This window comes from Pseudomonas sp. NFACC10-1 (assembly GCF_900119195.1).
In the GTDB taxonomy this organism is placed as follows: domain Bacteria; phylum Pseudomonadota; class Gammaproteobacteria; order Pseudomonadales; family Pseudomonadaceae; genus Aquipseudomonas; species Aquipseudomonas cerasi.
The window spans coordinates 249,219-272,438 of the sequence record NZ_FPJB01000008.1; the positions used below are offsets into that span (position 1 = coordinate 249,219).

The window sequence follows — 23,220 nt, forward strand, 5'->3', positions numbered from 1 at the left end:
TTTCGCCGCCAGGCGGTGGTCAACCCGCGTAGCGCTTCTCGTCCAAAACCTCGGTAACACCTGCGTTTTGTCATTTAACATCCATTACCGTGACTGTTCGGCCACAAAATGAACGGCCCGGCTTGACAACCGAGGCGTTTGATACGTATGTTTCAAACGTTCGTTTGTTAGGCAGAGAGCCATGGCCCAGTCGGAAACCGTTGAACGCATTCTTGATGCTGCCGAGCAGTTGTTTGCAGAGAAAGGCTTTGCCGAAACGTCCTTGCGCCTTATCACCAGCAAGGCGTCGGTCAATCTGGCAGCAGTGAACTATCACTTCGGCTCGAAGAAGGCGTTGATCCAGGCCGTATTCTCGCGTTTTCTGGGACCCTTCTGCATCAGTCTTGATCGCGAACTGGAACGTCGCCAGGCAAAGCCCGAGCACAAGCCAAGCCTTGAGGAACTGCTGGAGATTCTCGTCGAGCAGGCGCTTGTGGTGCAGCCACGCAGCGGTAACGACCTGTCGATCTTCATGCGCCTGCTGGGGCTTGCCTTCAGTCAGAGCCAGGGCCACCTGCGCCGCTACCTCGAAGACATGTATGGCAAGGTGTTCCGTCGCTACATGACACTGGTCAACGAAGCGGCCCCGCGCATTCCGCCCATCGAGCTGTTCTGGCGCGTGCACTTCATGCTCGGTGCTGCCGCGTTCAGCATGTCCGGCATCAAGGCCCTGCGCGCCATTGCCGAGACCGATTTCGGCGTCAATACCTCCATCGAGCAGGTCATGCGCCTGATGGTACCGTTTCTGGCCGCCGGCATGCGCGCCGACACCGGCGTCAGCGACCCGGCAATGATCGCCGCGCAGCTCAGGCCGCGTACCAAGAGCAGCACCGGCACACCAGCGGTCGCCAAGGCCTGAAGCCCTTGCCCTGAATCAAGCGGCACCGGCGTGTCGGATTGCGTCGGGCTTCAGGATCAAGCACCATGCCCGGATTGTGAACGAGCACTGGTGTGTAAGGGTTTTTCTATGAGTTCTGGCCTGCAAGGCTCCCTGATGGTCGATGTCGCCGGCACCTGGCTGACCAGCGAAGACCGTCAGTTTTTGCGTCAGCCCGAAGTGGGCGGTTTGATCATCTTTGCCCGAAACATCGAGCATCCCCGTCAGGTTCGTGAGCTGAGCGCCGCAATTCGGGCCGTGCGCCCGGACCTGCTGCTGGCCGTCGACCAGGAGGGCGGCAGGGTGCAGCGCCTGCGTGAGGGGTTCGTACGCTTGCCGCCAATGCGTGCCATTGCCGACAAGCCTGATGCCGAGCTTCTGGCTGAACACTGCGGCTGGCTGATGGCGACCGAAGTGCTGGCGGTCGGACTGGACCTGAGCTTCGCCCCGGTGCTGGACCTCGACTACCAGCGCAGCGCCGTGGTCGGCACGCGTTCGTTCGAAGGCGATCCGCAGCGCGCGGCGTTGCTGGCAGGGGCGTTCATTCGTGGGATGAACGCTGCAGGCATGGCTGCCACCGGCAAGCATTTTCCCGGCCACGGCTGGGCTGAAGCCGATTCTCATGTGGCTATTCCGAATGACGAGCGCAGCCTCGAAGAGATCCGCGCCAGTGATCTGGTGCCGTTTGCACGTCTGAGTCAGCAACTGGCTGCAGTGATGCCGGCGCATGTCATCTACCCGAAAGTCGATTCGCAGCCCGCAGGCTTTTCAAGGCGCTGGTTGCAGGACATTTTGCGCGACGAACTGCAATTTGACGGTGTTATTTTCAGTGACGACCTGTCGATGGCCGGCGCTCATGTGGTCGGGGATGCGGCGAGCCGTATCGAAGCGGCGCTGACAGCCGGATGCGACATGGGCCTGGTGTGCAACGACCGGGCGGCCGCCGAGCTTGCGCTGGGCGCTGCGCAGCGTCTGAAGGTCAAGCCTTCGCCACGTATCGCGCGCATGCGCGGTCAGGCATCGGCCAGTACCGACTATCGGCAACACCCGCGCTGGCAGACCGCGCTCCAGGCTCTGCGCGCTGCTCAACTGATCGATTAAGGATTTGCGATGACTGTTTACGCGATTATTGGCGGCACCGGCCTGACCCAGCTCGAGGGCCTGAACATTCGGCAATCCCTGCCGATGAACACCCCTTATGGCGCACCTTCCAGCGAAATCCAGATCGGCGACTATGCCGGTCGCGAGGTGATGTTTCTGGCGCGCCACGGCCACCCGCACCGCTTGCCGCCGCATCAGGTCAACTACCGGGCCAATATCTGGGCACTGAAGCAGGCGGGTGCCGAAGCGATTCTTGCGGTCAACGCAGTCGGTGGCATTCATCCGGCCATGGGCACCGGGCATTTCTGTGTGCCGCATGATCTGGTCGACTACACCAGCGGTCGCCAGCACACGTTCTTTGCCGATGATCTGGAAGAGGTCACGCACATCGACTTCAGCTATCCGTACAGCGAGCCCCTGCGCGCCCGGCTGATTGCAGCATTGACTGCCGAGGGATGCGCGTTCTCCGACCGGGGCGTCTATGCCTGCACCCAGGGACCGCGTCTGGAGACCGTTGCCGAAATCATCCGCCTGGAGCGCGATGGCTGCGACATCGTTGGCATGACTGGCATGCCCGAGGCCGCGCTGGCTCGTGAGCTGGAGCTTGAATACGCCTGCCTGGCGCTGGTGGTCAATCCGGCAGCGGGCAAGTCGACGACCGTCATTACCATGGCGGAAATCGAACAGGCCCTGCGTGAGGGGATGGGCAAGGTGAAGGCCACGCTTGCCCGGGTCCTGTCGGCGTCCTGAGTTACAGCATGCGCTTGAGGGTATTGTCCTTGCGCACCAGGTGGTGCCAGAGCGCAGCAATCACATGCAGACCGATGACATAGTAGAAGATCGAGCCCAGCAGTTTGTGCACGTCTTCGAACGTCTCGGCCAGGTGGTCCGAGGTGGCCAGCGGCCAGGGAATCTGCAGATCGGTGAGGGGAATGGGCAGCGCGCCTTTTTCCACCATCACTGTCAGCAGGCCCAGTAACGGCTGGGCAAACAGGAACGCATACAGCGCGTAATGGGTCAGGGTTGCGACGATGCGCAACGCTCCTTCAAGCGGCGGTGTGATCCCGGGCGGACGATGACGTCGACGCTCGGCGACACGGAAAAACGCCATGATCAGAATCAGAATGCCGACCCAGTAGTGGCTCTGCACGACCAGCAAGCGGTATTCCGAGCCCTTGCTGAACTGGGTGCGGCTCAGAATCAGGGTGTACGCCAGCACGATCAGAATGGCCATGGCCCAGTGCAGCCATCTGGCTCGGGCGGTGTAGCGTTGAGAAGTCGATGCATCCACGGTTTGATTCCTTGTCTCTTTTTTTGCAGGACTGATAGACAGCTTAGGCTGTCTATCAGGCGCCTGCGTTTCATGTTGGCCTGATTTTTTTCACGTGTATCTCTGCGCCACTGCATATGGCAAATACACAGCACGTGAGATACGCGACGGAACCTGTGCTCACGGGTGGCTTCATATGCCGTGAATATTCACCCGGGAGCAAGTCTTGACCAGTGCCAATCCGCCTGTCGGCCCAGCGACACCTGTGTCCGCCAGTGTTTCATTGAATGTACTGACCATGAACATGCACATGGGCTTTGGCATTTTCAATCGCCGCTTCATTCTGCCCGAGCTGCGTGAAGCTGTGCGCACTGTATCGGCCGATATCGTGTTTCTTCAGGAAGTGCACGGCGAACACCAGAGCCACGCGCGCAGGGTCAAGGACTGGCCGACGATTTCGCAGTACGAGTTTCTGGCCGACAGCATGTGGAGTGATTTTGCCTACGGCCGCAACGCGGTGTATCCGGATGGCGATCATGGCAACGCGTTGCTGTCCAAATACCCGATCATCCAGCATGAAAACCTCGACATTTCCATTCATGGCACCGAGCAGCGCGGCTTGTTGCACTGCATTCTCGAGGTGCCACACGCGGGCCGGGTGCATGCGGTCTGTGTGCACCTGGGACTGCGTGAAAGCCATCGACGTCAGCAGCTCAAACTGCTTAACGAGCTGATGGCGCGTATTCCCGAAGGCGAGCCGGTGATCGTTGCCGGTGACTTCAATGACTGGCGCCAACGCGCCGATGCGTCGCTGCAGGGCAGCGGGCTGCACGAGGTTTTCGTAGAGCGCTTCGGGGCACCGGCGAAAAGCTTTCCGGCCCGTTGGCCATTACTCCGGCTGGACCGGATCTATGTGCGCAATGCAACGTCCCACCGGCCGAAAGTGTTGTCCAGCCGACCGTGGTCCCACCTTTCCGATCATGCACCGCTGGCGGTGGAGTTGACCTTATGAGCAATACGACAGGGCAGTGGCGCGACGGCAACTCGGTAGAGTTGCTGATCAATGGCGAGGATTTCTACGCCCGGGTATTCGAGTGCATACGTGCCGCGCGCAAAGAGGTGCTGATCGAGACCTTCATCATTTTTGAAGACCGAATCGGCGAGGGTCTGCAACAGGCGTTGCTCGAAGCCGCTGCGAATGGCGCGAAGGTGGTCGTCACGGTGGATGACTATGGCACCTCGGATCTGAGTTCGACGTTTGTCAAAACCATGATCGACGCCGGTATCCAGATTCAGCTGTTCGATCCGCGCCCAAGGTTCATGGGCATGCGCACCAACCTGTTTCGCCGGCTGCACCGCAAGGTGGTGGTGATCGACGGCGAATTGGGCTTTATCGGCGGCATCAATTACAGCGTCGATCACATGACTGACACGGGGGTGACGGCCAAACAGGACTATGCCGTTCTGGTCCGCGGCCCGATTGTTGGCGATATTCACCACAGCGCGTTGAATATGCTCAGCAAGGTCGTTCGTGACAAATTGCCGCCCGTTGCACTGAAGCTGGACCGCGCCGGTGACGCCAGCATGCTGCTCGCCGAGCGTGACAATGACGAGCACAGTACCGATATCGAAGAGCAGTACCTGAAGGCGATTCGCGCTGCGAAGCAACGGATCACCTTGGCCAATGCGTATTTTTACCCCAGCTACCGCTTTCTGCGTGAGCTGCGCAATGCATCACGGCGGGGCGTCAAGGTCACCCTTATTTTGCAAGGTCAGCCCGACATGCCGTTCGTACGGGTTTGCTCGCGGTTGACGTATACCTACCTGCTGCGCGACGGCGTGGTCATTCATGAGTACAAGCAACGTGCACTGCACGGCAAGGTCGCGCTGATCGATCAGGACTGGTCCACCGTGGGCTCCAGCAATCTTGACCCGCTGAGCCTCGCGCTGAACCTGGAAGCCAATCTGTTCATTCGTGATCGCGGGCTCAATGAGCATCTGCAAAACCACCTGATGGAGCTTGCCGCTGCGCACAGCAAGCAGATGAGCCTCAAGGGCGCGGCGCGTGGCCAGTGGTGGCGTGCGCCGATGATCGTCTTGAGTTTCTTTTTCCTGCGCCGTTTTCCGGCCATTGCCGGCTTGTTCCCGGTTCACGGTGTACGCCTCAAGCCCCTGCGTGCCGGTGATGTAGTGCCCGAAGCGAAAGTGATCGAACAGCAGCAGAACAACCATCCGATGGACCAGGAGAAAACCCTATGACCCAAGCCACGCAGGCAGCGCCGCAAAGTGCGCAGGGAACCAAGTGGAAATGGGCAAAGCGGGCGTTCAATCTGTTTTTCTTTATCGCCGTCCCGGTTCTGCTGTTTATGCTGGTCAAGAAGCTTGACTGGCAAGAGGTGAAACAGGCGTTGGCGTCCTACAAGGCCAGCACCCTGGCTATCGCGGCTGTTGTGGCCTTTGCCAGCTACGCGACCTACTGCGGCTTTGACGTGTTGGCGCGTTATTACACCCGGCACACATTGTCGATCAAGCAGATCGTGCCGGTGACGTTTGTCTGCTACGCGTTCAACCTCAACCTCAGTTCCTGGGTGGGCGGCATTGCCTTGCGTTACCGCTTGTATTCGCGACTGGGGCTGGATGTTTCGACCATCACGCGGATTCTCAGCCTGAGCCTGATTACCAACTGGCTGGGCTACATGCTGCTGGCCGGTTTTGTGTTTTCGATGCGCTTTCTGGAGTTGCCCAAGGAGTGGTCGATCGGCACCACAACCCTGCAATTGATCGGCTTCGGACTGTTGGCGGTGTGTTTTGCGTACCTGCTGGCCTGCCGGTTTTCGAAGAAACGCTCATGGACCATCCGTGATCAGGAGTTCAATCTGCCGTCGATGAAGCAGGCGCTGATGCAGGCCAGTCTGGGCGCTCTGAACTGGTCGTTGATGGCCGCGGTGATTTACACCCTGCTGCCGGACAAGGCGTTTTATCCGGCGATTCTCGGTGTGTTGCTGATCAGCAGCATCGCCGGTGTGATCACTCACATTCCAGCGGGCCTCGGTGTGCTTGAGACCGTGTTCATCACCTTGCTGGCGCACCAGTTCTCCAAGGGCAGCCTGCTCGCAGCGCTGATCGGCTACCGCGCGATCTACTTCCTGCTGCCGCTGCTGCTGGCACTGGTGGTGTATCTGGTGCTGGAAAAACGCGCGAAGAAAATGGGCGAGAAGAACCAGCAACGCATGGGCGAGGAAGCCAAATCCTGAGGGCTCAGCCCTCAGTCATCAAACCCGACCTGCTCGTGTATTTCATCGACCTTGAGTTCCAGGCGATAGGCCACGGCAATGAACAGCGCCTGGCACAGGCATAGCGTGGCGCTCAGCGAGCGGAAGGCGAACGAGCTGCCTTCGTTGACCAGTAGCACCGAGTTGGCGCGCTTGGCCAGCGGCGACAGGTTGCTGTCGGTGATGATCAGCGTCTTGGCCTGGTGGTGCTGGGCGATGCGCAGGCAGTGCTGGGTCTCCTTGCCATACGGCGTGAAGCTGATGGCAATCACCAGGTCATTGGCGCGCACACTGCGCATTTGCTCGCGATAGCTGCCCCCTAGGCCGGAGATGAGATGAATGCGCTTGTTGGTGTGTTGCAGGTTGTAGACCAGATAATCAGCCACCGCGAATGAGCGGCGCACGCCCACCACATAGATGTTGTCGGCGTTGACCACTAGGTCCACGGCTTTCTCGAATTCATCGTCATCCAGCTCGACACTCAGGCGTTCCAGGCCGGAGAGGGTGGCGCTGACGCATTCACGTGCCAGATCGCCTGCATTGGCCTTTTGTGACTTGTTGGCGATCAGGCTGCGGATACGCTGCTGGTAATTCTGCACCGGCGTGGTCTTGTGCGTATAAGCCTCGCGAAACAACGCCTGCATCTCGCTGAAACCGCTGAACCCGAAACGCTGGGAAAATCGCACGATGGCCGAAGGGTGGACTTCGCACTCGCGGGCGATGTCACTGATCCGGTCAACCATGATCCGGTCGCTCTGCTGGCTCATATAGCTGGCAATCCGCTTGAGCTGACGCGGCAGGCCCTCGTATTCATCAGTGATCAGCCGCAACAAGCCTTCGGCACTGTTCGGCGGCATGTCGACGCTCGTCCCGGGCAGAGTGGGCTGATCGGCGCTGGTCATATTCAAATCCTTTCTGCTTGTTCTTCTTCAGGGCAACGGCGCGCACAGCACGACCGTTGTGGGCCTGACGGTGGAGGCTGCCTTGGGGCAGGAACGACGACTATATCCTACCCGCCTGCGCAGTGTGCCAGCACTTGAGTGCTGGTATGGAAAAAATATTCCACTAAAAATAATTATAGAAAAAATATTGATTGATGTGTCTTGACGTTTTACGCTGCATTCACAAAGCAGCGTGTACACATGATGCAGGCGCTGCAGGCTGATAAAAATAACAGGAGCCACCATGGGCCAGACACGCTTTGCCACTGGGCGTCAGTTGGATCTGATTTGCCTCGGACGCCTGGGCGTCGACCTTTATGCGCAACAAGTGGGGGCGCGACTCGAAGACGTTTCCAGTTTCGCCAAGTACCTGGGCGGGTCTTCGGCCAATATCGCCTTCGGCACGGCCAGGCTCGGGCTCAGGTCGGCCATGCTCAGCAGGGTCGGCGACGACCACATGGGCCGTTTTCTGGTCGAGTCCCTGGCCCGCGAAGGCTGTGATGTCAGCGCCATCAAGCGCGACCCCGAGCGTCTGACGGCGATGGTGCTGCTGGGGTTGAAGGATCGTGAAACCTTCCCCTTGGTGTTCTACCGTGAAAACTGCGCTGACATGGCCCTGCGCGCCGAGGACATCGACGAGCAGCAGATTGCCTCGAGCAAGGCGCTGCTGATCACCGGCACGCATTTCTCCACTGATCAGGTGTTCAGGGCCAGCAGTCAGGCGCTCGACTATGCCGAGAAGCACAACGTCAAGCGCGTGCTGGATATCGACTACCGCCCGGTGCTCTGGGGGCTGGCAGGCAAGGCCGATGGTGAGACCCGGTTCGTTGCCGATCAGAAGGTCAGCCAGCATGTGCAGCGCATCCTGCCGCGTTTCGACCTGATCGTCGGCACCGAAGAAGAATTCCAGATTGCCGGCGGTTCGACCGATTTGCTCGCGGCCCTGCGTAAGGTGCGTGAACTGACGGCCGCAACGCTGGTGGTCAAGCTCGGCCCGCAAGGCTGCACGGTGATTCACGGGGCCATTCCTGCGCGGCTGGAAGAGGGCGCCATCTACCCCGGCGTGCAGGTCGAAGTACTCAACGTGCTCGGTGCGGGCGACGCGTTCATGTCCGGTTTTCTCAGCGGCTGGCTCAAGGAAGCCAGTGACGAACGCTGCTGCCAGCTGGCCAATGCCTGTGGCGGGCTGGTGGTGTCGCGGCATGCCTGTGCGCCCGCGATGCCGACCCCGGCCGAACTCGATTACCTGTTCAACAGCCCTGAACCCATTACCCGTCCTGATCAGGATGTCGCCCTGCAACGGCTGCATCAGGTCAGCGTGCCGCGCAAGCAGTGGCGGCAGTTGTTCATCTTTGCCTTCGATCATCGCGGCCAGCTAGTCGAACTGGCGCAACAGGCCGGGCGTGATCTGGGCAGCATCAGCCAGCTCAAGCAGCTGTTCGTGCAGGCGGTCGAGCGGGTCGAAGCCGACCTGCGCAAGCGCGGCATCGAAGCCGATGTCGGTCTGCTTGCCGACCAGCGCTTCGGTCAGGATTCACTCAACGCCGCAACCGGTCGCGGCTGGTGGGTGGCGCGTCCGGTGGAAGTACAGGGCTCAAGGCCGCTGGCCTTCGAGCACGGTCGCTCCATCGGCAGCAATCTGCTCGCCTGGCCGCAAGAGCAGATCATCAAGTGCCTGGTGCAATATCACCCCGATGACGAGCCGATGTTGCGTCTGGAGCAGGAAGCGCAGATCAAGGCGCTCTACGACGCTTCGAAAGTCAGCGGCCATGAGTTGCTGCTGGAAATCATTCCGCCCAAGGATCACCCGTCGCCTCACCCGGACGTGATGCTTCGCTCGCTGAAGCGCTTGTACAACCTGGGCATCTACCCGGCGTGGTGGAAGATCGAGGCGCAGAGCGCGCAGGTCTGGCAGCAACTGGACGAACTGATCCAGCAACGCGATCCGTATTGCCGCGGCGTGGTACTGCTCGGGCTCAATGCGCCTGTCGAAGACCTCGCTGCAGGCTTTGCCGAAGCACGCCACAGCCGCGTCTGCCAGGGCTTTGCTGTCGGCCGGACAATATTCCGTGAGCCAAGCCGGGCCTGGATGGCCGGAGAAATAGACGATGCGACGCTGATCAGTCGGGTGCAGAGCACCTTCAACTGGTTGATCGAGTCCTGGCGCGAAAGCCGCGCCTGATTCGTTCCGGATTTCGACGCCACAACAACGTCGCGATAACAACAAAAAAGGTGCAGCCATGCCCGTTTCGACTTCCACACCCAGAATCCGCATCGGCATCAATCCGATCTCCTGGAGCAACGATGATTTGCCGGCCCTCGGCGGAGAAACACCGCTGAGCACGGCGCTGAGCGAAGGCAAAGCCATTGGCTACGAGGGCTTCGAGCTCAACGGCAAGTTTCCGAAAGATGCCAAGGGCGTCGGCGATGTGTTGCGTCCCCATGGCCTGGCGCTGGTGTCCGGCTGGTATTCCAGCCGCCTGGCGCGGCGTTCGGTGGCCGAGGAAATCGAAGCCATCGCTGCGCATGTGCACCTGCTCGCCGAAAATGGCGCTTCGGTGCTGGTGTACGGCGAGGTGGCCGACTCGATTCAGGGGCAACGTATCCCGCTGGTCGAACGTCCACGTTTTCACACCGATGCCGCCTGGCATGAATACGCCGAAAAACTGACCGAGCTGGCACGTTTCACCCTGTCCCGAGGCGTGCGCCTGGCGTATCACCACCACATGGGCGCTTACGTCGAGTCGCCGCAGGATATCGACCGGCTGATGGCGCTGACCGGCGAGGAGGTCGGGCTGCTGTTCGATTCCGGGCATTGCTACATGGGCGGTGGCGAACCTCTTCAAGTGTTGAGCAAGCACATCCAGCGTATTTGCCATGTGCATTTCAAGGACGTGCGCAAGCCGGTGGTGCAACTGGCACGCAACAACCTGTGGAGCTTTCCGGACTGCATCATCAACGGCACTTTCACGGTGCCAGGGGACGGCGATATTGACTTCTCGGCGCTGCTCAAGGTCTTGCGGCAGGCCGGTTACAACGGCTGGCTGGTGGTCGAGGCCGAACAGGACCCCGCCGTAGCGCCCAGCTATGTGTACGCCAAAAAGGGCTATGACACGTTGCGCCAACTGCTGGCCGATGCACGATAAGGAGGGCTGCAACATGAATCTGCTGACCAAGAGCAAATCCACTGGCCGCGACGTCGTAGCGCTGGCCCCCGGTTCGCTGGAATACGTGAACTTCGCCGCCTACCGCCTGGAGTCCGGAGAAAGCCTGCCGCTGAGCGCAGGAGAAAACGAGCTGTGCGTGGTCCTGCTGACCGGGCACGCCAGCGTCAGTGGCGAAGCGCCGGGGCAGGGCGCTTTCAGCTGGGAAAACATCGGCGACCGGCAATCGGTGTTCGAAGAAAAATCACCGTTCGCGGTCTACCTGCCGCCGCATAGCCAGGCGCAGTTTGTCGCACGCGGCGCGGTGCAGCTTGCCGTATGCACGGCGCCGGGCGATGCCGGCAAACATTTTCCGGCACGCTTGATCATGCCGGGCAGCATGAAGCGCAGCGTACGCGGCAAGGGCGCCAATACCCGTTATGTGTGCGACATATTGCCGGACAGCGAAGCGGCGCATTCGCTGCTGGTGGTCGAGGTGCGTACACCTTCCGGGCATTCCTCCAGTTACCCGCCGCACAAGCACGACCGGGACAACCTGCCGCACGAGAGCTTTCTCGAAGAAACCTATTACCACCAGGTCAACCCGCCGCAGGGCTTCGTTTTTCAGCGGGTTTATACCGACGACCGCAGCATCGATCAGGCCATGGCCGTGGAAAACAATGACCTGGTGACCGTGCCCAAGGGCTACCACCCGGTCTCCGTCCCCTACGGCTACGAATCCTGGTACCTGAACGTAATGGCCGGCCCGACGCGCGCCTGGCAGTTCCACAACGATCCGCAGCACAGCTGGCTGCTGGATCTCTGATTTCCCATTTTTGTTCTGGAGGCATGAGATGAACGAGTCACCGGTGATCGGCCACTACATCAACGGACACCTGAACAATGGCGAGGGTGAGCGTTACAGCGATGTCTTTAATCCGGCAATCGGCACGGTCCAGGCGCGTGTTGCGCTGGCCAGCGTGAAGACTGTGGATGAAGCGGTTGCGGCGGCCAAGGCGGCGTTTCCGGCCTGGGCCGAGCAGTCCTCGCTGCGCCGGGCGCGGGTGATGTTCAAGTTCAAGGAACTGCTGGACCAGCACCATGACGAATTGGCGCAGATCATTTGCCGCGAGCACGGCAAAGTGTTGTCCGACGCGCGCGGAGAGGTGGTGCGCGGTATCGAGATCGTCGAATTTGCCTGCGGTGCCCCCAGTCTTCTGAAGAGCGATTTCAGTGACAACATCGGCGGTGGTATCGATAACTGGAACCTGCGTCAGCCACTGGGCGTCTGCGCCGGGGTTACGCCGTTCAACTTTCCGGTCATGGTGCCCTTGTGGATGATTCCCATGGCGCTGGTGACCGGTAACTGCTTCATCCTCAAACCTTCCGAGCGCGATCCATCGGCCAGCCTTCTGATGGCGCGCCTGCTCAAGGAAGCCGGTCTGCCCGATGGCGTCTTCAATGTGGTGCAGGGTGACAAGGTGGCGGTCGATGCGTTGCTGCAACACCCTGACATCGAGGCCATTTCCTTCGTCGGCTCGACCCCGATCGCCGAGTACATCCATCAGCAAGGCACTGCCCATGGCAAGCGCGTGCAAGCACTGGGCGGGGCCAAGAACCATATGATCGTGATGCCCGATGCTGATCTGGATCAGGCCGCCGACGCCCTGATCGGGGCGGCTTATGGCTCGGCCGGAGAGCGCTGCATGGCGATCTCGATTGCCGTGGTGGTCGGCGATGTCGGCCAGCGTCTTATCGACAAGCTGCTGCCGCGCATCGACCAGCTCAAGGTCGGCAACGGCATGCAGGCCGATTCGGACATGGGGCCGCTGGTCACCGCCGTGCACAAGGCCAAGGTCGAGGGTTTCATCGATCAGGGCGTCAAAGAGGGCGCCAGGCTGCTCGTCGATGGGCGCAACTTCAAGGTGCCGGGTGCCGAGCAGGGCTTTTTCGTCGGCGCGACGCTGTTCGACCACGTCACGCCGCAGATGCAGATCTACAAGGAAGAAATCTTCGGCCCGGTGCTGGGCATCGTCCACGTCGCGGATTTTGCCAGCGCCGTGGCGCTGATCAACGCCCACGAGTTCGGCAATGGTGTGTCGTGCTTCACCAGCGATGGCGGCGTGGCCCGCGCGTTCGCTCGCAGCATCAAGGTCGGCATGGTCGGCATTAACGTGCCGATCCCGGTACCCATGGCCTGGCATTCGTTTGGCGGCTGGAAGCGGTCGCTGTTTGGCGATCACCATGCCTATGGCGAAGAAGGCCTGCGTTTTTACAGCCGCTACAAAAGCGTCATGCAACGCTGGCCGGACAGCATCGCCAAAGGCCCCGAGTTCAGTATGCCGACTGCCAAATAGCCTTCATCAATGGAATGTTGCGGAGAACAAGAACAATGAACCAACCTCTGCGTTTCGCCCTTAATCGAATGGTCGCGCCGCGCCTGTCTCTGGGAGGTTTCGTCGATCTGGCGGTGAAGCTGGGTGCCGATGCCATCGAGATTCGCAACGACCTCAAGGGTATCGAGATCGAGGACGGCACTGCACCCCAGGTCGTTCGTGACCTTTGCGCTGCCCGAGGGGTAAAGGTGCTGTCCATCAACGCCCTGTACCCATTCGATGTCTGGAATGAAGAGCGCGCAGCCCAGGCGACGAAGCTTGCGCAGTACGCTCGCGACTGCGGTGCGCGCGGTCTGGTGCTATGTCCGCTCAATGACCGTGCAGATCCGCGTAACGGCGCGCAGCGCGCTTCGGGGTTGCGCACCGCGTTGACTGCGTTGGCACCGATTCTTCGTGAGCACGGCATTCTCGGCTTCGTCGAACCGCTGGGCTTCGAGGAGTGCTCGTTGCGCCTCAAACGTCAGGCGGTGGACGCAATCAGGGCGGTGGGTGGGCTGGACGTTTATCGGCTGGTTCATGACACCTTTCACCACCACCTGGCCGGTGAGGTCGAGCTGTTTCCAGAGTTGACCGGGCTGGTGCATATCTCCGGTGTCGAGGATGCGCAGGCACCGCTCAACAGCATTCGCGATGGCCATCGCGTGCTGGTCGGCGAAGCTGACATTCTGGGTAATGCATCGCAGATCGAGCGTTTGCTGGACAGCGGCTATGAGGGCCATCTGTCGTTCGAACCATTCGCCGAAAGCGTCCATGCGCTGGCCGACATCCCTCAGGCGATAGCGGCGAGCATGACGCACTTGTCACGAGCCGTTTCGCAGCGTCACTGACGTCAGCCGTCAGGCCGCCTCAAACCCTGGCCACCTCAAACAACAACAAGGTGCGAACATGAGTACAACCCGACTGACCATGGCCCAGGCCCTGGTGAAGTTTCTCGATAATCAGTACGTCGAAGTCGACGGCGTGCAGAGCAAATTCGTCGCTGGCATCTTCACCATTTTCGGGCATGGCAACGTGCTGGGTCTTGGGCAGGCGCTGGAACAGGACAGCGGCGACCTGGTGGTTCATCAAGGCCGTAACGAGCAGGGCATGTGCCACGCCGCCATCGGTTTTGCCAAGCAGCACCTGCGGCGCAAGATCTACGCGTGCAGCTCTTCGGTCGGGCCAGGCGCGGCGAACATGATCACCGCCGCCGCAACCGCCTCGGCCAACCGCATTCCGTTGCTGCTGTTGCCGGGGGACGTCTACGCCAGCCGCCAGCCCGATCCGGTGCTGCAACAGATCGAGCAGTTTCACGACCTGAGCATCAGCACCAACGATGCGTTCAAGGCGGTGAGCAAATACTGGGACCGTATCAACCGTCCCGAGCAGTTGATGAGCGCAGCTCTAAATGCCATGCGCGTACTGACCGACCCGGCTGATACCGGTGCCGTCACGCTGGCGCTGCCTCAGGATGTGCAGGCCGAGGCCTACGATTATCCGGACAGCTTCCTGCAAAAACGTGTGCACCGTATCGACCGCCGCCCGCCCAGCAAGGCCATGCTTGACGACGCATTGAAGCTGCTGGCCGGCAAGCGCAAACCGCTGCTGATTTGCGGTGGTGGTGTGCGTTACTCCGGCGCAGCCGATGCCTTGCAAGCCTTTGCCGAGCGCTTCGATATCCCTTTCGCCGAAACCCAGGCAGGCAAGAGTGCCATCGTTTCGGCGCACCCGCTGAACATGGGCGGCATCGGCGAAACCGGCACGGTGGCGGCCAATCGGCTGGCGAAAGAGGCGGACCTGATCATCGGCGTCGGCACCCGCTATAGCGATTTCACCACCGCGTCGAAATGGCTGTTCCAAAACCCGGATGTGCAGTTTCTCAACCTCAATGTCGGCGCTTTCGATGTGCAGAAGCTGGATGGCGTGCAGGTCCTGGCCGATGCGCAGGAGGCATTGCAGGCACTGACCGAAAGCCTGCAAGCCAGCGGTTACCGTGCTGCCTGGGGCGATGCGCCGCAGACAGCCCGTGCGCAGCTGGCTGCCGAGGTTGATCGCCTGTATGCGGTCGAGTACCAGAGCGAGGATTTCGTCCCGGAAATCAACGATCACTTGGATCCGGCCGTGCTGCGCGAGTTCATCGAGCTGACCGGCTCGTGTCTGACCCAGAGCGGCGTACTGGGCATCCTTAACCAGAACCTGCCTTCTGACGCAGTGATCGTTGCGGCGGCGGGCAGTTTGCCGGGCGACCTGCAGCGTGCCTGGCGCAGCACCGGGGTCGACACCTATCACGTCGAATACGGCTATTCATGCATGGGCTATGAGGTCAATGCCGCACTGGGCGTCAAGCTCGCTGCGCCGCACCGCGAGGTTTTCGCGCTGGTCGGTGATGGCTCTTACATGATGCTTCATTCAGAGCTGGCGACCTCGATTCAGGAGCGGCGCAAGATCAATGTGGTGTTGCTGGACAACATGACCTTCGGCTGCATCAACAACCTGCAGATGGAGCACGGCATGGACAGTTTCGGCACCGAGTTCCGCTTTCGCAATCCCGAAACAGGCAAGCTCGACGGCGACTTTGTACCGGTGGATTTCGCCATGAGCGCTGCCGCCTATGGCTGCAAGACCTATAAGGTCAGCACCGCCGAACAACTGCGTCAGGCGCTCGTCGATGCGCAACGTCAGACGGTCTCGACGCTGATCGACATCAAGGTCCTGCCCAAGACCATGATCCACAAATACCTGTCGTGGTGGCGTGTCGGCGTTGCCGAAGTATCAACGACCGGCACCACGGCCCAGGTGTACGAAAAACTCAACCGCGAACTGGCCAAGGCTCGACAGTACTGATCACTGTTTATCGTTCAGCGCCCGTGACCCGTTCACGGCAACATCCAATAAAAAAAGGAACATGAAAATGGCATTGAAACTCGGCGTGATCGGTACAGGCGCAATCGGTCAGGATCATATCCGGCGTTGCAGCAAAACGCTGGTTGGCAGTCAGGTGGTAGCGGTCACCGACATCAACCTGGAGCAGGCAGCCAAAGTGGTGCGCGAGCTGGACATCGGCGCCGAAGTGTATGCCGATGGCCACGCGCTGATTGCCGCGCCCGACGTCGAGGCGGTGCTGGTCTGTTCCTGGGGCCCCAGCCATGAAGAGTACGTGCTGGCGGCCATTGCCGCAGGCAAGCCGGTGTTCTGCGAAAAGCCTTTGGCCGTTACCGCCGAGGGTTGCCGGCACATTGTCGAGGCCGAGATCGCCAGCGGCAGGCGTCTGGTTCAAGTGGGCTTCATGCGCCCCTATGATCAGGGCTATCGCGCCCTGAAATCGGTGATCGACAGCGGCCGGATCGGCGAACCGCTGATGCTTCACTGTGCGCACCGCAACCCTCGGGTCGGCGAGAACTACAAGACCGACATGGCGATCACCGACACTCTGATTCATGAACTCAATGTGCTGCGCTGGCTGCTCAACGATGACTATGTGTCGGTACAGGTGGTGTTCCCGCGCAAGACCAGCAAGGCCCTTGCGCACATGAAAGATCCGCAGATCGTGATGCTGGAAACGGCCAGAGGCACGCGCATCGACGTCGAAGTGTTCGTCAACTGCCAGTACGGCTACGACATCCAGTGTGAAGTGGTCGGCGAGAGCGGCATTGCCAAACTGCCTGAGCCTTCCCAAGTGCAGTTGCGTAGCGAAGCGAAATTGTCCAACGCGATCCTGATGGACTGGAAAGACCGGTTCATTGCCGCCTATGACGTCGAGTTGCAGGACTTCATCGATGGCGTTAACGCGGGCACGATTTACGGACCTTCTGCCTGGGATGGCTATGCCGCTGCGGTGGCCGCCGATGCCTGTGTGCAGGCGCAGAACAGTGGAGCAGTCGTGCCGATTGCCCTGGAGATGCGTCCCGCGTTTTATGACTGACAGAGGTGTCTGGAATCGGGCTGTCTTTCAAACAGTAAAAGGGAGGGCATCATGCGCATCGCACTGGATCCTTATATGTATCGCCACCTGTCGCTGGGTGCGATGGTCGATAAGACGGCGGAACTGGGCTACGACTACATAGAGCTTTCACCGCGCGAAGATTTCATGCCGTTCTACAAGTACCCGCGCGTGGATCGTGCGCGAATCAGGGAGTTTCGCAAAGCCCTGAGCGATGCTGGTGTGAAACTCTCCTCGCTGTTGCCGCTGTACCATTGGGCTGCGCCGGATGAAGACTTGCGTATTGCAGCGGTGCGCAACTGGAAGCGCGCCATTCAGGTGGCTGTGGAAATGGACTGCGACCTTATGAATACCGAGTTCAGCGGACAATCCGATCATGCACTGGTGTGCGAAAACCAGTTCATGAAATCCATGGATGAACTGATGCCGTACTTCGAGCGAGAAGGCATCCGGCTCGATATCCAGGCGCATCCTTATGACTTCTGCGAACGTAACAACGAGTCAGTCGACATCATTCGCGGCCTGGACCGGGACTGGATCAATTACCTGTATGCCGCGCCACACACCTTTTTCTACGATGATGGCGTGGGGGACATTGCCTCCATGCTGCGGTACGCAGGTGACAAGCTCACCCACCTGATCATTGCCGACACCTATAATCACCGGGCTTCGTCCAACCTGCGCTACATCGTCAACCCGCCTGGCGTCACGGCAACGGTGCATCAGCATCTGGACATCGGGCAGGGCTAGGTGGACTGGGACGCGTTCTTCTCGACATTGCGGGACATTGATTTCGACGGTATTGCCACAGTGGCCGTATTTGCCTGGGAGGAGCGTGCAGATGAATCGAGCCGATTCATGCTGGAGCGGGTCAAAAGCGAGCTGCTTCGTTGAAACGGTGGCATCCAATACACGACCGATGGCTGCGGCCATGAGGTTCATGGACTACAGGAGATATCCATGCGAGCAGGGCTGGTGGGCTACGGCAAAGGCGGGCGTTACTTTCATGCAACGCTGATTTCGAGTTTGCCCGGTGCCACATTTGCAGGCGTTGTCACCCGTTCACCCGAGCGAAAACAGGAAGTGGTCAACGATCATCCCGGCGTGGCAACCTTCGACACGCTGGCCGAGCTGGTCGCTGCCGGGGTAGATGTGGTGGTGATTTCCACGCCCCTGGCTTCGCGCCGAGCGTTGATCCTTGAAGCGATAGAGCTGGGCGTCGGGGTGGTCAGCGACAAGCCCTTCGCCATTGATGCAGCGCAGGCGCGCGAGCTGGTGGAAGCGGCCGAGCGCCGTGGCGTACTGCTCAGCGTTTATCAGAACCGCCGCTGGGATTCGGACTTCCTCACCGTGCGCAAGTTGCTCGACGGCGAGGCACTGGGCGCGGTCAGCCGGTTCGAGTCCAGCATCGAGCGTTATTCGCCACGGTCTGTCGGCAAGGCCAGCGGCGGTGGCGTGCTGCGTGACCTGGGCAGTCATCTGGTGGATCAGGCGCTGGTGCTGTTCGGCCCGGTCGAACGGGTGTATGCGGAACTGCAATTCGCTGCGCCGCACGACGAACTGGATCACACATTCTTCGTTTCCCTGCACCATGCTGGCGGCGTGACCTCACACCTGTCCGGCAGCTGCCTGCAAAACACTGCCAAGCCGCGTTTCAGAATCAGTGGAGCGAAGGGTTGTTACAGCGTCGACGGGCTGGATGGCCAGGAAGAGGCCGCCTTTGCCGGGCTTACGCCAAGGTCCGAGGGCGAGCGCTGGGGTGTCGAGGAGCATCGGCGCTGGGGCTGGTTCGAGCAGGGCGAGCATCGCGAGCGTGTGCCGTCGGAGCGTGGTTGCTGGCTGGAGTTCTACCGCCAGTTGCAAAGCGCGGTTGACGAGCAGGGCAGTAATCCGGTCAATCCGCATGATGCGATAGCCTCGGCGCAAATCATGGATGCCGCGCGCCTGAGTGCCAGAGAAGGGCGCGTTGTGGTGCTGTAGCCATTTCGCGCTGCAGCGCATCCAGCGGCCCGTTATCGAAGAGAGCCTGACGCTTGCCATGCGTCGGGCTTTGTCGTCTCTGTAACCGAATAAAATGAAATGGAATAAAATTCTAAAATCAGTTGAATTGGAAAATATTTTCCAATAGAGTCGTTTTCAGGTTGCCGACTATCGAATCCCTCGCGTTTTGAAGGTTTTTCAAAGCACGAGAAGCAAGCCCGACAAAAACAATACAAAAGATAGGTACTGTCGATGAAAACCCCTACCTCTGGCGTCACCGCCAAGCGTTCTGCCACCTCGTCATTCTGGATCCGGACCCTGGAGCGATTTCTCACCGTCGTCGCCCTGAGCCTGTGCGTGCGCCACAAGGATGCGCAACTGTTCTGCATTCCCGGTGCCACCGGGATCCGCCTGTCACGCTGATTCGCTGCATCCGAACAACAACAATAATTTGGAGACAGATCCTCATGAAGACCAAGATTGCTTTGACCTCATTGGCGATGGCGCTGATGGTGGGCAGCGGTGCAGCTTTGGCCGATATCAAGATTGGTGTGGCCATGTCGCAGTTCGATGACACCTGGCTGACCTACCTGCGTGACGACATGAATGCCAAGGCCAAAGTCATGTCCACGACCGAGAAAGTGGACCTGCAGTTCGTCGATGCCCGCGCGGATGTCAACAAGCAGCTTGATCAGGTCAAGGACCTGATCAACAAGAAAGTCGACGCCCTGATTGTCAATCCGGTCGACACCGCCGCTACTGCGCGGATCACCAAGGAAGCGGTCGCCGCCGGTATCCCGCTGGTCTACGTCAACCGCCGCCCCGACGATCCGAAACTGCCTGCGGGCGTCGCCACAGTGACGTCGGATGACATGGAGGCCGGCCGACTTCAGGCGCAATACATCGCCGACAAAATGAAGGGCAAGGGCAGCGTCATGATTCTTCTGGGTGACCTGGCCAACAACTCCACGCAAAACCGCACCAAGGGCGTCAAAGAGGTGTTGGCCAAGTACCCGGACATCAAGATAGGCCAGGAGCAGACCGGCACCTGGCTGCGCCAGAAGGGCATGGACCTGACCAACGACTGGCTTACCCAGGGCCGAAAATTCAACGCGGTGCTGGCCAACAACGATGAAATGGCCATTGGCGCGGCGATGGCGCTGAAGCAGGCAGGCGTGGATAAAGGCAGCGTTTTCGTTGCCGGTGTCGACGGTACACCGGACGGGCTCAACGCCGTGACCAAGGGCGATCTGGCCGTATCGGTCTATCAGGACGCGAAAGGACAGGCCGACGGGGCGATCGATGCCGCGGTGAAACTGGCCAGGAAGGAGAAGGTCGAGCCCCAGGCGATCATCATTCCTTATCGCCTGATCACCCCTGAAAACGTCGCCACCTTCAAATAACAACGATCGCCAGGCCTGGGAGGGCATGCCAATGCGCTCCCGCAGCCTGCCGCTTGAGGAGTTGTGATCATGTTCGGTTCTGCTACTGCCAATCCGCCCGCGCAACGCGATCTGCCGTCCGGCGACGGGGGCGGAGGGGCGCCTGATGCCCAGGCCCCGTATCTGCTGGAAATCAGCCATGTCAGCAAGGGCTTCCCCGGCGTCATTGCGCTCAATGATGTGCAATTGCGCGTTCGCCCTGGCAGCGTGCTGGCGCTGATGGGCGAGAACGGAGCCGGAAAATCGACCCTGATGAAAATCATTGCGGGCATCTATCAGCCGGACTCGGGCGAAATCCGCCTGCGTGGCAAGCCGGTCCGCTTCGATACGCCTCTGTCAGCGTTGCAGGCGGGTATCGCCATGATCCATCAGGAACTGAACCTGATGCCGTTCATGAGCATTGCCGAGAACATCTGGATCGGTCGCGAACAGCTCAACGGCCTGCACATGGTCGATCACCGCGAGATGCACCGCTGCACTGCCGAACTGCTGGAGCGTCTGCGCATCAAGCTCGATCCCGAGGAGCTGGTCGGCACGCTGAGCATTGCCGAGCGGCAGATGGTGGAGATCGCCAAGGCCGTGTCATACGACTCGGACGTGCTGATCATGGACGAACCGACCTCGGCGATCACCGAAACCGAAGTCGCTCACCTGTTCTCGATCATCAGCGACCTGCGTGCCCAGGGCAAAGGCATCATTTACATCACCCACAAGATGAACGAAGTCTTCGAAATCGCCGACGAAGTGGCGGTGTTCCGCGACGGCGCCTATATCGGCCTGCAGCGCGCCGAAAGCATGGACGGTGACAGCCTGATCACCATGATGGTGGGCCGTGAACTGACCCAGCTGTTCCCCGAGCGGGAAAAACCGGCAGGCGACGTACTGCTGTCCGTCAATCAACTGAGCCTGAACGGCATTTTCAAGGACGTGAGCTTCGACCTGCGTGCCGGGGAGGTGCTTGGCATTGCCGGGCTGATGGGGTCCGGGCGCACCAATGTCGCCGAGACCCTGTTCGGCATAACCCCCAGCGACAGCGGCGAGGTGCGCTTCGATGGCAAGACGGTGCACATCGGCGATCCGCATCAGGCGATTGAACTGGGTTTTGCGCTGCTCACGGAGGATCGCAAATTGACCGGCCTGTTTCCATGCCTGTCAGTGATGGAAAACATGGAGATGGCTGTGCTGGCCAACTATGCCGGTAACGGTTTCGTGCAACAGAAGGCCTTGCGCGCACTGTGCGAAGACATGTGCAAAAAGCTTCGGGTCAAGACGCCGTCGCTGGAGCAATGCATCGACACATTATCCGGTGGTAACCAGCAGAAGGCACTGCTCGCGCGCTGGCTGATGACCAACCCCAGGGTGCTGATTCTGGATGAGCCCACACGCGGTATCGATGTGGGGGCCAAGGTGGAAATCTACCGCCTGATCTCCCTGCTGGCCAGTGAAGGCATGGCGGTCATCATGATTTCTTCGGAGCTGCCGGAAGTGCTTGGTATGAGTGACCGGGTCATGGTCATGCACGAAGGCGAAATGATGGGCATCCTCGATCGTGGCGAAGCGACCCAGGAAAAAGTCATGCATCTGGCCTCCGGCCACAAGGTTCATTGAGTTCGCACTACAGGGCTCGGTAGAAGAAGAACAAGAGGAAACGAACATGAGCGACGCGATTCTGCAAAATAAACCGGCTATGACGCCGACCCGAAGCAAACGACGGCTGCCCACCGAACTGAGCATCTTTCTGGTGCTGATCGGCATCGGCCTGATCTTTGAACTGTTCGGCTGGATCGTCCGTGATCAGAGCTTCTTGCTCAATTCCCAGCGTCTGGTACTGATGATCCTGCAGGTGTCGATCATCGGCTTGCTGGCCATTGGCGTGACTCAGGTGATCATCACTACAGGCATCGATCTCTCGTCGGGCTCGGTACTTGCACTTTCAGCGATGATTGCCGCGAGCCTGGCACAAACCTCCGACTTCTCCCGGGCGGTGTTCCCGTCGCTGACCGACCTGCCGGTGTGGATTCCGGTCGTTGTCGGTCTCGGGGTCGGGCTGCTGGCGGGCGCCATCAATGGCAGCATCATTGCCATAACCGGCATTCCGCCGTTCATTGCCACGCTGGGCATGATGGTCTCTGCGCGCGGTCTGGCACGCTTCTATACCGAAGGTCAGCCGGTGAGCATGCTCTCCGACTCGTACACGGCCATCGGTCAGGGCGCGATGCCGGTGATCATCTTTCTGGTGGTGGCGGTCATCTTTCATATTGCCCTGCGTTACACCAAGTACGGCAAATACACCTACGCCATTGGCGGCAACATGCAGGCGGCACGTACTTCGGGCATCAACGTCAAGCGCCATCTGGTGATTGTCTACAGCATCGCCGGGCTGCTGGCCGGGCTGGCCGGGGTGGTTGCCTCGGCGCGGGCGGCAACCGGGCAGGCCGGGATGGGCATGTCCTACGAGCTGGACGCAATTGCCGCTGCGGTCATCGGTGGCACCAGCCTTTCCGGAGGGGTCGGGCGGATCACCGGTACGGTGATCGGTGCGCTGATCCTCGGCGTGATGGCCAGCGGTTTCACCTTTGTCGGTGTGGACGCCTATGTTCAGGACATTATCAAAGGCTTGATCATTGTCGTGGCCGTGGTAATCGATCAATATCGCAACAAGCGCAAGACCAAGCGCTGATTCAATCACCTGCAGCAAAGGGCCTTTCAAGGCCCTTTTGTGCGTTGGAGTTTGCAGGAACCGATTCGCTGTCAGTGGGTCAGAGCCTCATCAAGCAACCTGCTGGTCAGGTCTTTCGCCCGCATTTCAAGGGTTTTACGGTATTCGCTGTACAAAAATC

General features: G+C 60.0%; 20 protein-coding genes and 1 pseudogene. 19 read left to right on the forward strand and 2 right to left on the reverse strand.

Translation table 11 applies throughout. The features are described from left to right. Positions 1-181: 181 nt before the first annotated feature. The 3 genes from psrA to BT119_RS22185 all read left to right on the forward strand — a co-directional run bounded on the left by psrA (position 182) and on the right by BT119_RS22185 (position 2,767). Complete coding sequence (gene psrA, locus BT119_RS22175; protein ID WP_003370508.1) at positions 182-898, forward strand: transcriptional regulator PsrA; 717 nt, start codon at positions 182-184, stop codon at positions 896-898. Between the two features lie 120 nt (positions 899-1,018). Further along, complete coding sequence (nagZ, locus tag BT119_RS22180) at positions 1,019-2,017, forward strand: beta-N-acetylhexosaminidase (RefSeq protein ID WP_170846041.1); 999 nt, start codon at positions 1,019-1,021, stop codon at positions 2,015-2,017. A gap of 9 nt (positions 2,018-2,026) precedes the next feature. Then, positions 2,027-2,767: an S-methyl-5'-thioinosine phosphorylase gene (locus BT119_RS22185; RefSeq protein WP_054081621.1), complete on the forward strand. Its 741-nt coding sequence runs from the start codon at positions 2,027-2,029 to the stop codon at positions 2,765-2,767. A gap of 1 nt (position 2,768) precedes the next feature. On the opposite strand, the gene BT119_RS22190 is transcribed toward BT119_RS22185, so the two are convergent. Beyond that, a complete protein-coding gene (locus BT119_RS22190; protein ID WP_003370513.1) occupies positions 2,769-3,308 on the reverse strand; it encodes a cytochrome b in 540 nt (179 codons plus the stop codon). 205 nt (positions 3,309-3,513) lie between these two features. On the opposite strand from BT119_RS22190, the gene BT119_RS22195 reads away from it, so the two are divergent. Genes BT119_RS22195 through BT119_RS22205 form a run of 3 tightly spaced genes read left to right on the forward strand, consistent with a single transcriptional unit; the run spans position 3,514 to position 6,541 of the window. Beyond that, on the forward strand, positions 3,514-4,299 hold the full coding sequence (locus BT119_RS22195; protein WP_003370515.1) for an endonuclease/exonuclease/phosphatase family protein: 786 nt from the start codon (positions 3,514-3,516) through the stop codon (positions 4,297-4,299). Then, on the forward strand, positions 4,296-5,546 hold the full coding sequence (gene clsB, locus BT119_RS22200; protein ID WP_044308554.1) for a cardiolipin synthase ClsB: 1,251 nt from the start codon (positions 4,296-4,298) through the stop codon (positions 5,544-5,546). Before BT119_RS22195 ends, clsB begins: the two co-directional genes overlap by 4 nt. After that, positions 5,543-6,541: a lysylphosphatidylglycerol synthase domain-containing protein gene (locus tag BT119_RS22205; protein WP_054081622.1), complete on the forward strand. Its 999-nt coding sequence runs from the start codon at positions 5,543-5,545 to the stop codon at positions 6,539-6,541. Before clsB ends, BT119_RS22205 begins: the two co-directional genes overlap by 4 nt. 11 nt (positions 6,542-6,552) lie before the next feature. On the opposite strand, the gene BT119_RS22210 is transcribed toward BT119_RS22205, so the two are convergent. Next, on the reverse strand, positions 6,553-7,461 hold the full coding sequence (locus BT119_RS22210; RefSeq protein WP_003315787.1) for a MurR/RpiR family transcriptional regulator: 909 nt from the start codon (positions 7,459-7,461) through the stop codon (positions 6,553-6,555). Positions 7,462-7,744: 283 nt separating this feature from the next. Between BT119_RS22210 and iolC the strand changes: the two genes are divergently transcribed. From iolC to BT119_RS22275, 13 genes and pseudogenes are all read left to right on the forward strand, one after another. Then, positions 7,745-9,682, forward strand: coding sequence for a bifunctional 5-dehydro-2-deoxygluconokinase/5-dehydro-2-deoxyphosphogluconate aldolase (gene iolC, locus BT119_RS22215; protein WP_072366931.1), 1,938 nt, complete (start codon positions 7,745-7,747; stop codon positions 9,680-9,682). A 58-nt stretch (positions 9,683-9,740) separates the two neighbouring features. Beyond that, a complete protein-coding gene (gene iolE / locus BT119_RS22220; RefSeq protein WP_003436374.1) occupies positions 9,741-10,646 on the forward strand; it encodes a myo-inosose-2 dehydratase in 906 nt (301 codons plus the stop codon). A 13-nt stretch (positions 10,647-10,659) separates the two neighbouring features. Beyond that, the gene (gene iolB / locus BT119_RS22225) at positions 10,660-11,469 is read left to right on the forward strand and encodes a 5-deoxy-glucuronate isomerase (protein ID WP_003436377.1); all 810 of its coding nucleotides are present in this window, start codon (positions 10,660-10,662) and stop codon (positions 11,467-11,469) included. Positions 11,470-11,497: 28 nt separating this feature from the next. Then, positions 11,498-13,000, forward strand: coding sequence for a CoA-acylating methylmalonate-semialdehyde dehydrogenase (locus BT119_RS22230; RefSeq protein WP_003370525.1), 1,503 nt, complete (start codon positions 11,498-11,500; stop codon positions 12,998-13,000). Positions 13,001-13,035: 35 nt separating this feature from the next. Then, the gene (locus BT119_RS22235; protein ID WP_072366932.1) at positions 13,036-13,866 is read left to right on the forward strand and encodes a TIM barrel protein; all 831 of its coding nucleotides are present in this window, start codon (positions 13,036-13,038) and stop codon (positions 13,864-13,866) included. Positions 13,867-13,924: 58 nt separating this feature from the next. After that, the gene (gene iolD, locus BT119_RS22240; protein ID WP_072366933.1) at positions 13,925-15,862 is read left to right on the forward strand and encodes a 3D-(3,5/4)-trihydroxycyclohexane-1,2-dione acylhydrolase (decyclizing); all 1,938 of its coding nucleotides are present in this window, start codon (positions 13,925-13,927) and stop codon (positions 15,860-15,862) included. A 67-nt stretch (positions 15,863-15,929) separates the two neighbouring features. Beyond that, complete coding sequence (locus BT119_RS22245; RefSeq protein WP_002554084.1) at positions 15,930-16,940, forward strand: bifunctional inositol 2-dehydrogenase/D-chiro-inositol 1-dehydrogenase; 1,011 nt, start codon at positions 15,930-15,932, stop codon at positions 16,938-16,940. A gap of 51 nt (positions 16,941-16,991) precedes the next feature. After that, positions 16,992-17,852: pseudogene (locus BT119_RS22250) on the forward strand (sugar phosphate isomerase/epimerase family protein). A gap of 66 nt (positions 17,853-17,918) precedes the next feature. Next, entirely contained in the window at positions 17,919-18,938 is a 1,020-nt protein-coding gene (locus tag BT119_RS22255) for a Gfo/Idh/MocA family protein (protein WP_072366934.1), read from the forward strand. 252 nt (positions 18,939-19,190) lie between these two features. Next, on the forward strand, positions 19,191-19,361 hold the full coding sequence (locus BT119_RS27315; RefSeq protein WP_003370533.1) for a hypothetical protein: 171 nt from the start codon (positions 19,191-19,193) through the stop codon (positions 19,359-19,361). 44 nt (positions 19,362-19,405) lie between these two features. After that, positions 19,406-20,341: a sugar ABC transporter substrate-binding protein gene (locus BT119_RS22265; RefSeq protein ID WP_072366936.1), complete on the forward strand. Its 936-nt coding sequence runs from the start codon at positions 19,406-19,408 to the stop codon at positions 20,339-20,341. A gap of 69 nt (positions 20,342-20,410) precedes the next feature. Next, entirely contained in the window at positions 20,411-21,988 is a 1,578-nt protein-coding gene (locus BT119_RS22270; protein ID WP_003370535.1) for a sugar ABC transporter ATP-binding protein, read from the forward strand. 46 nt (positions 21,989-22,034) lie between these two features. Next, positions 22,035-23,060: an ABC transporter permease gene (locus tag BT119_RS22275; RefSeq protein ID WP_003370536.1), complete on the forward strand. Its 1,026-nt coding sequence runs from the start codon at positions 22,035-22,037 to the stop codon at positions 23,058-23,060. Positions 23,061-23,220 lie beyond the last annotated feature (160 nt).

Excerpts from the sequence above, each read along its gene's own strand:
- iolB (WP_003436377.1), top strand. The coding sequence starts at position 10,660 with ATGAATCTGCTGACCAAGAGCAAATCCACTGGCCGCGACGTCGTAGCG.
- BT119_RS22245 (WP_002554084.1), top strand. The coding sequence starts at position 15,930 with ATGGCATTGAAACTCGGCGTGATCGGTACAGGCGCAATCGGTCAGGAT.
- iolE (WP_003436374.1), top strand. The coding sequence starts at position 9,741 with ATGCCCGTTTCGACTTCCACACCCAGAATCCGCATCGGCATCAATCCG.
- psrA (WP_003370508.1), top strand. The coding sequence starts at position 182 with ATGGCCCAGTCGGAAACCGTTGAACGCATTCTTGATGCTGCCGAGCAG.
- BT119_RS27315 (WP_003370533.1), top strand. The coding sequence starts at position 19,191 with ATGAAAACCCCTACCTCTGGCGTCACCGCCAAGCGTTCTGCCACCTCG.
- BT119_RS22275 (WP_003370536.1), top strand. The coding sequence starts at position 22,035 with ATGAGCGACGCGATTCTGCAAAATAAACCGGCTATGACGCCGACCCGA.
- iolC (WP_072366931.1), top strand. The coding sequence starts at position 7,745 with ATGGGCCAGACACGCTTTGCCACTGGGCGTCAGTTGGATCTGATTTGC.
- BT119_RS22270 (WP_003370535.1), top strand. The coding sequence starts at position 20,411 with ATGTTCGGTTCTGCTACTGCCAATCCGCCCGCGCAACGCGATCTGCCG.
- BT119_RS22185 (WP_054081621.1), top strand. The coding sequence starts at position 2,027 with ATGACTGTTTACGCGATTATTGGCGGCACCGGCCTGACCCAGCTCGAG.
- BT119_RS22210 (WP_003315787.1), bottom strand. The coding sequence starts at position 7,461 with ATGACCAGCGCCGATCAGCCCACTCTGCCCGGGACGAGCGTCGACATG.
- BT119_RS22235 (WP_072366932.1), top strand. The coding sequence starts at position 13,036 with ATGAACCAACCTCTGCGTTTCGCCCTTAATCGAATGGTCGCGCCGCGC.
- BT119_RS22265 (WP_072366936.1), top strand. The coding sequence starts at position 19,406 with ATGAAGACCAAGATTGCTTTGACCTCATTGGCGATGGCGCTGATGGTG.
- BT119_RS22255 (WP_072366934.1), top strand. The coding sequence starts at position 17,919 with ATGCGAGCAGGGCTGGTGGGCTACGGCAAAGGCGGGCGTTACTTTCAT.
- clsB (WP_044308554.1), top strand. The coding sequence starts at position 4,296 with ATGAGCAATACGACAGGGCAGTGGCGCGACGGCAACTCGGTAGAGTTG.
- BT119_RS22205 (WP_054081622.1), top strand. The coding sequence starts at position 5,543 with ATGACCCAAGCCACGCAGGCAGCGCCGCAAAGTGCGCAGGGAACCAAG.
- iolD (WP_072366933.1), top strand. The coding sequence starts at position 13,925 with ATGAGTACAACCCGACTGACCATGGCCCAGGCCCTGGTGAAGTTTCTC.
- BT119_RS22230 (WP_003370525.1), top strand. The coding sequence starts at position 11,498 with ATGAACGAGTCACCGGTGATCGGCCACTACATCAACGGACACCTGAAC.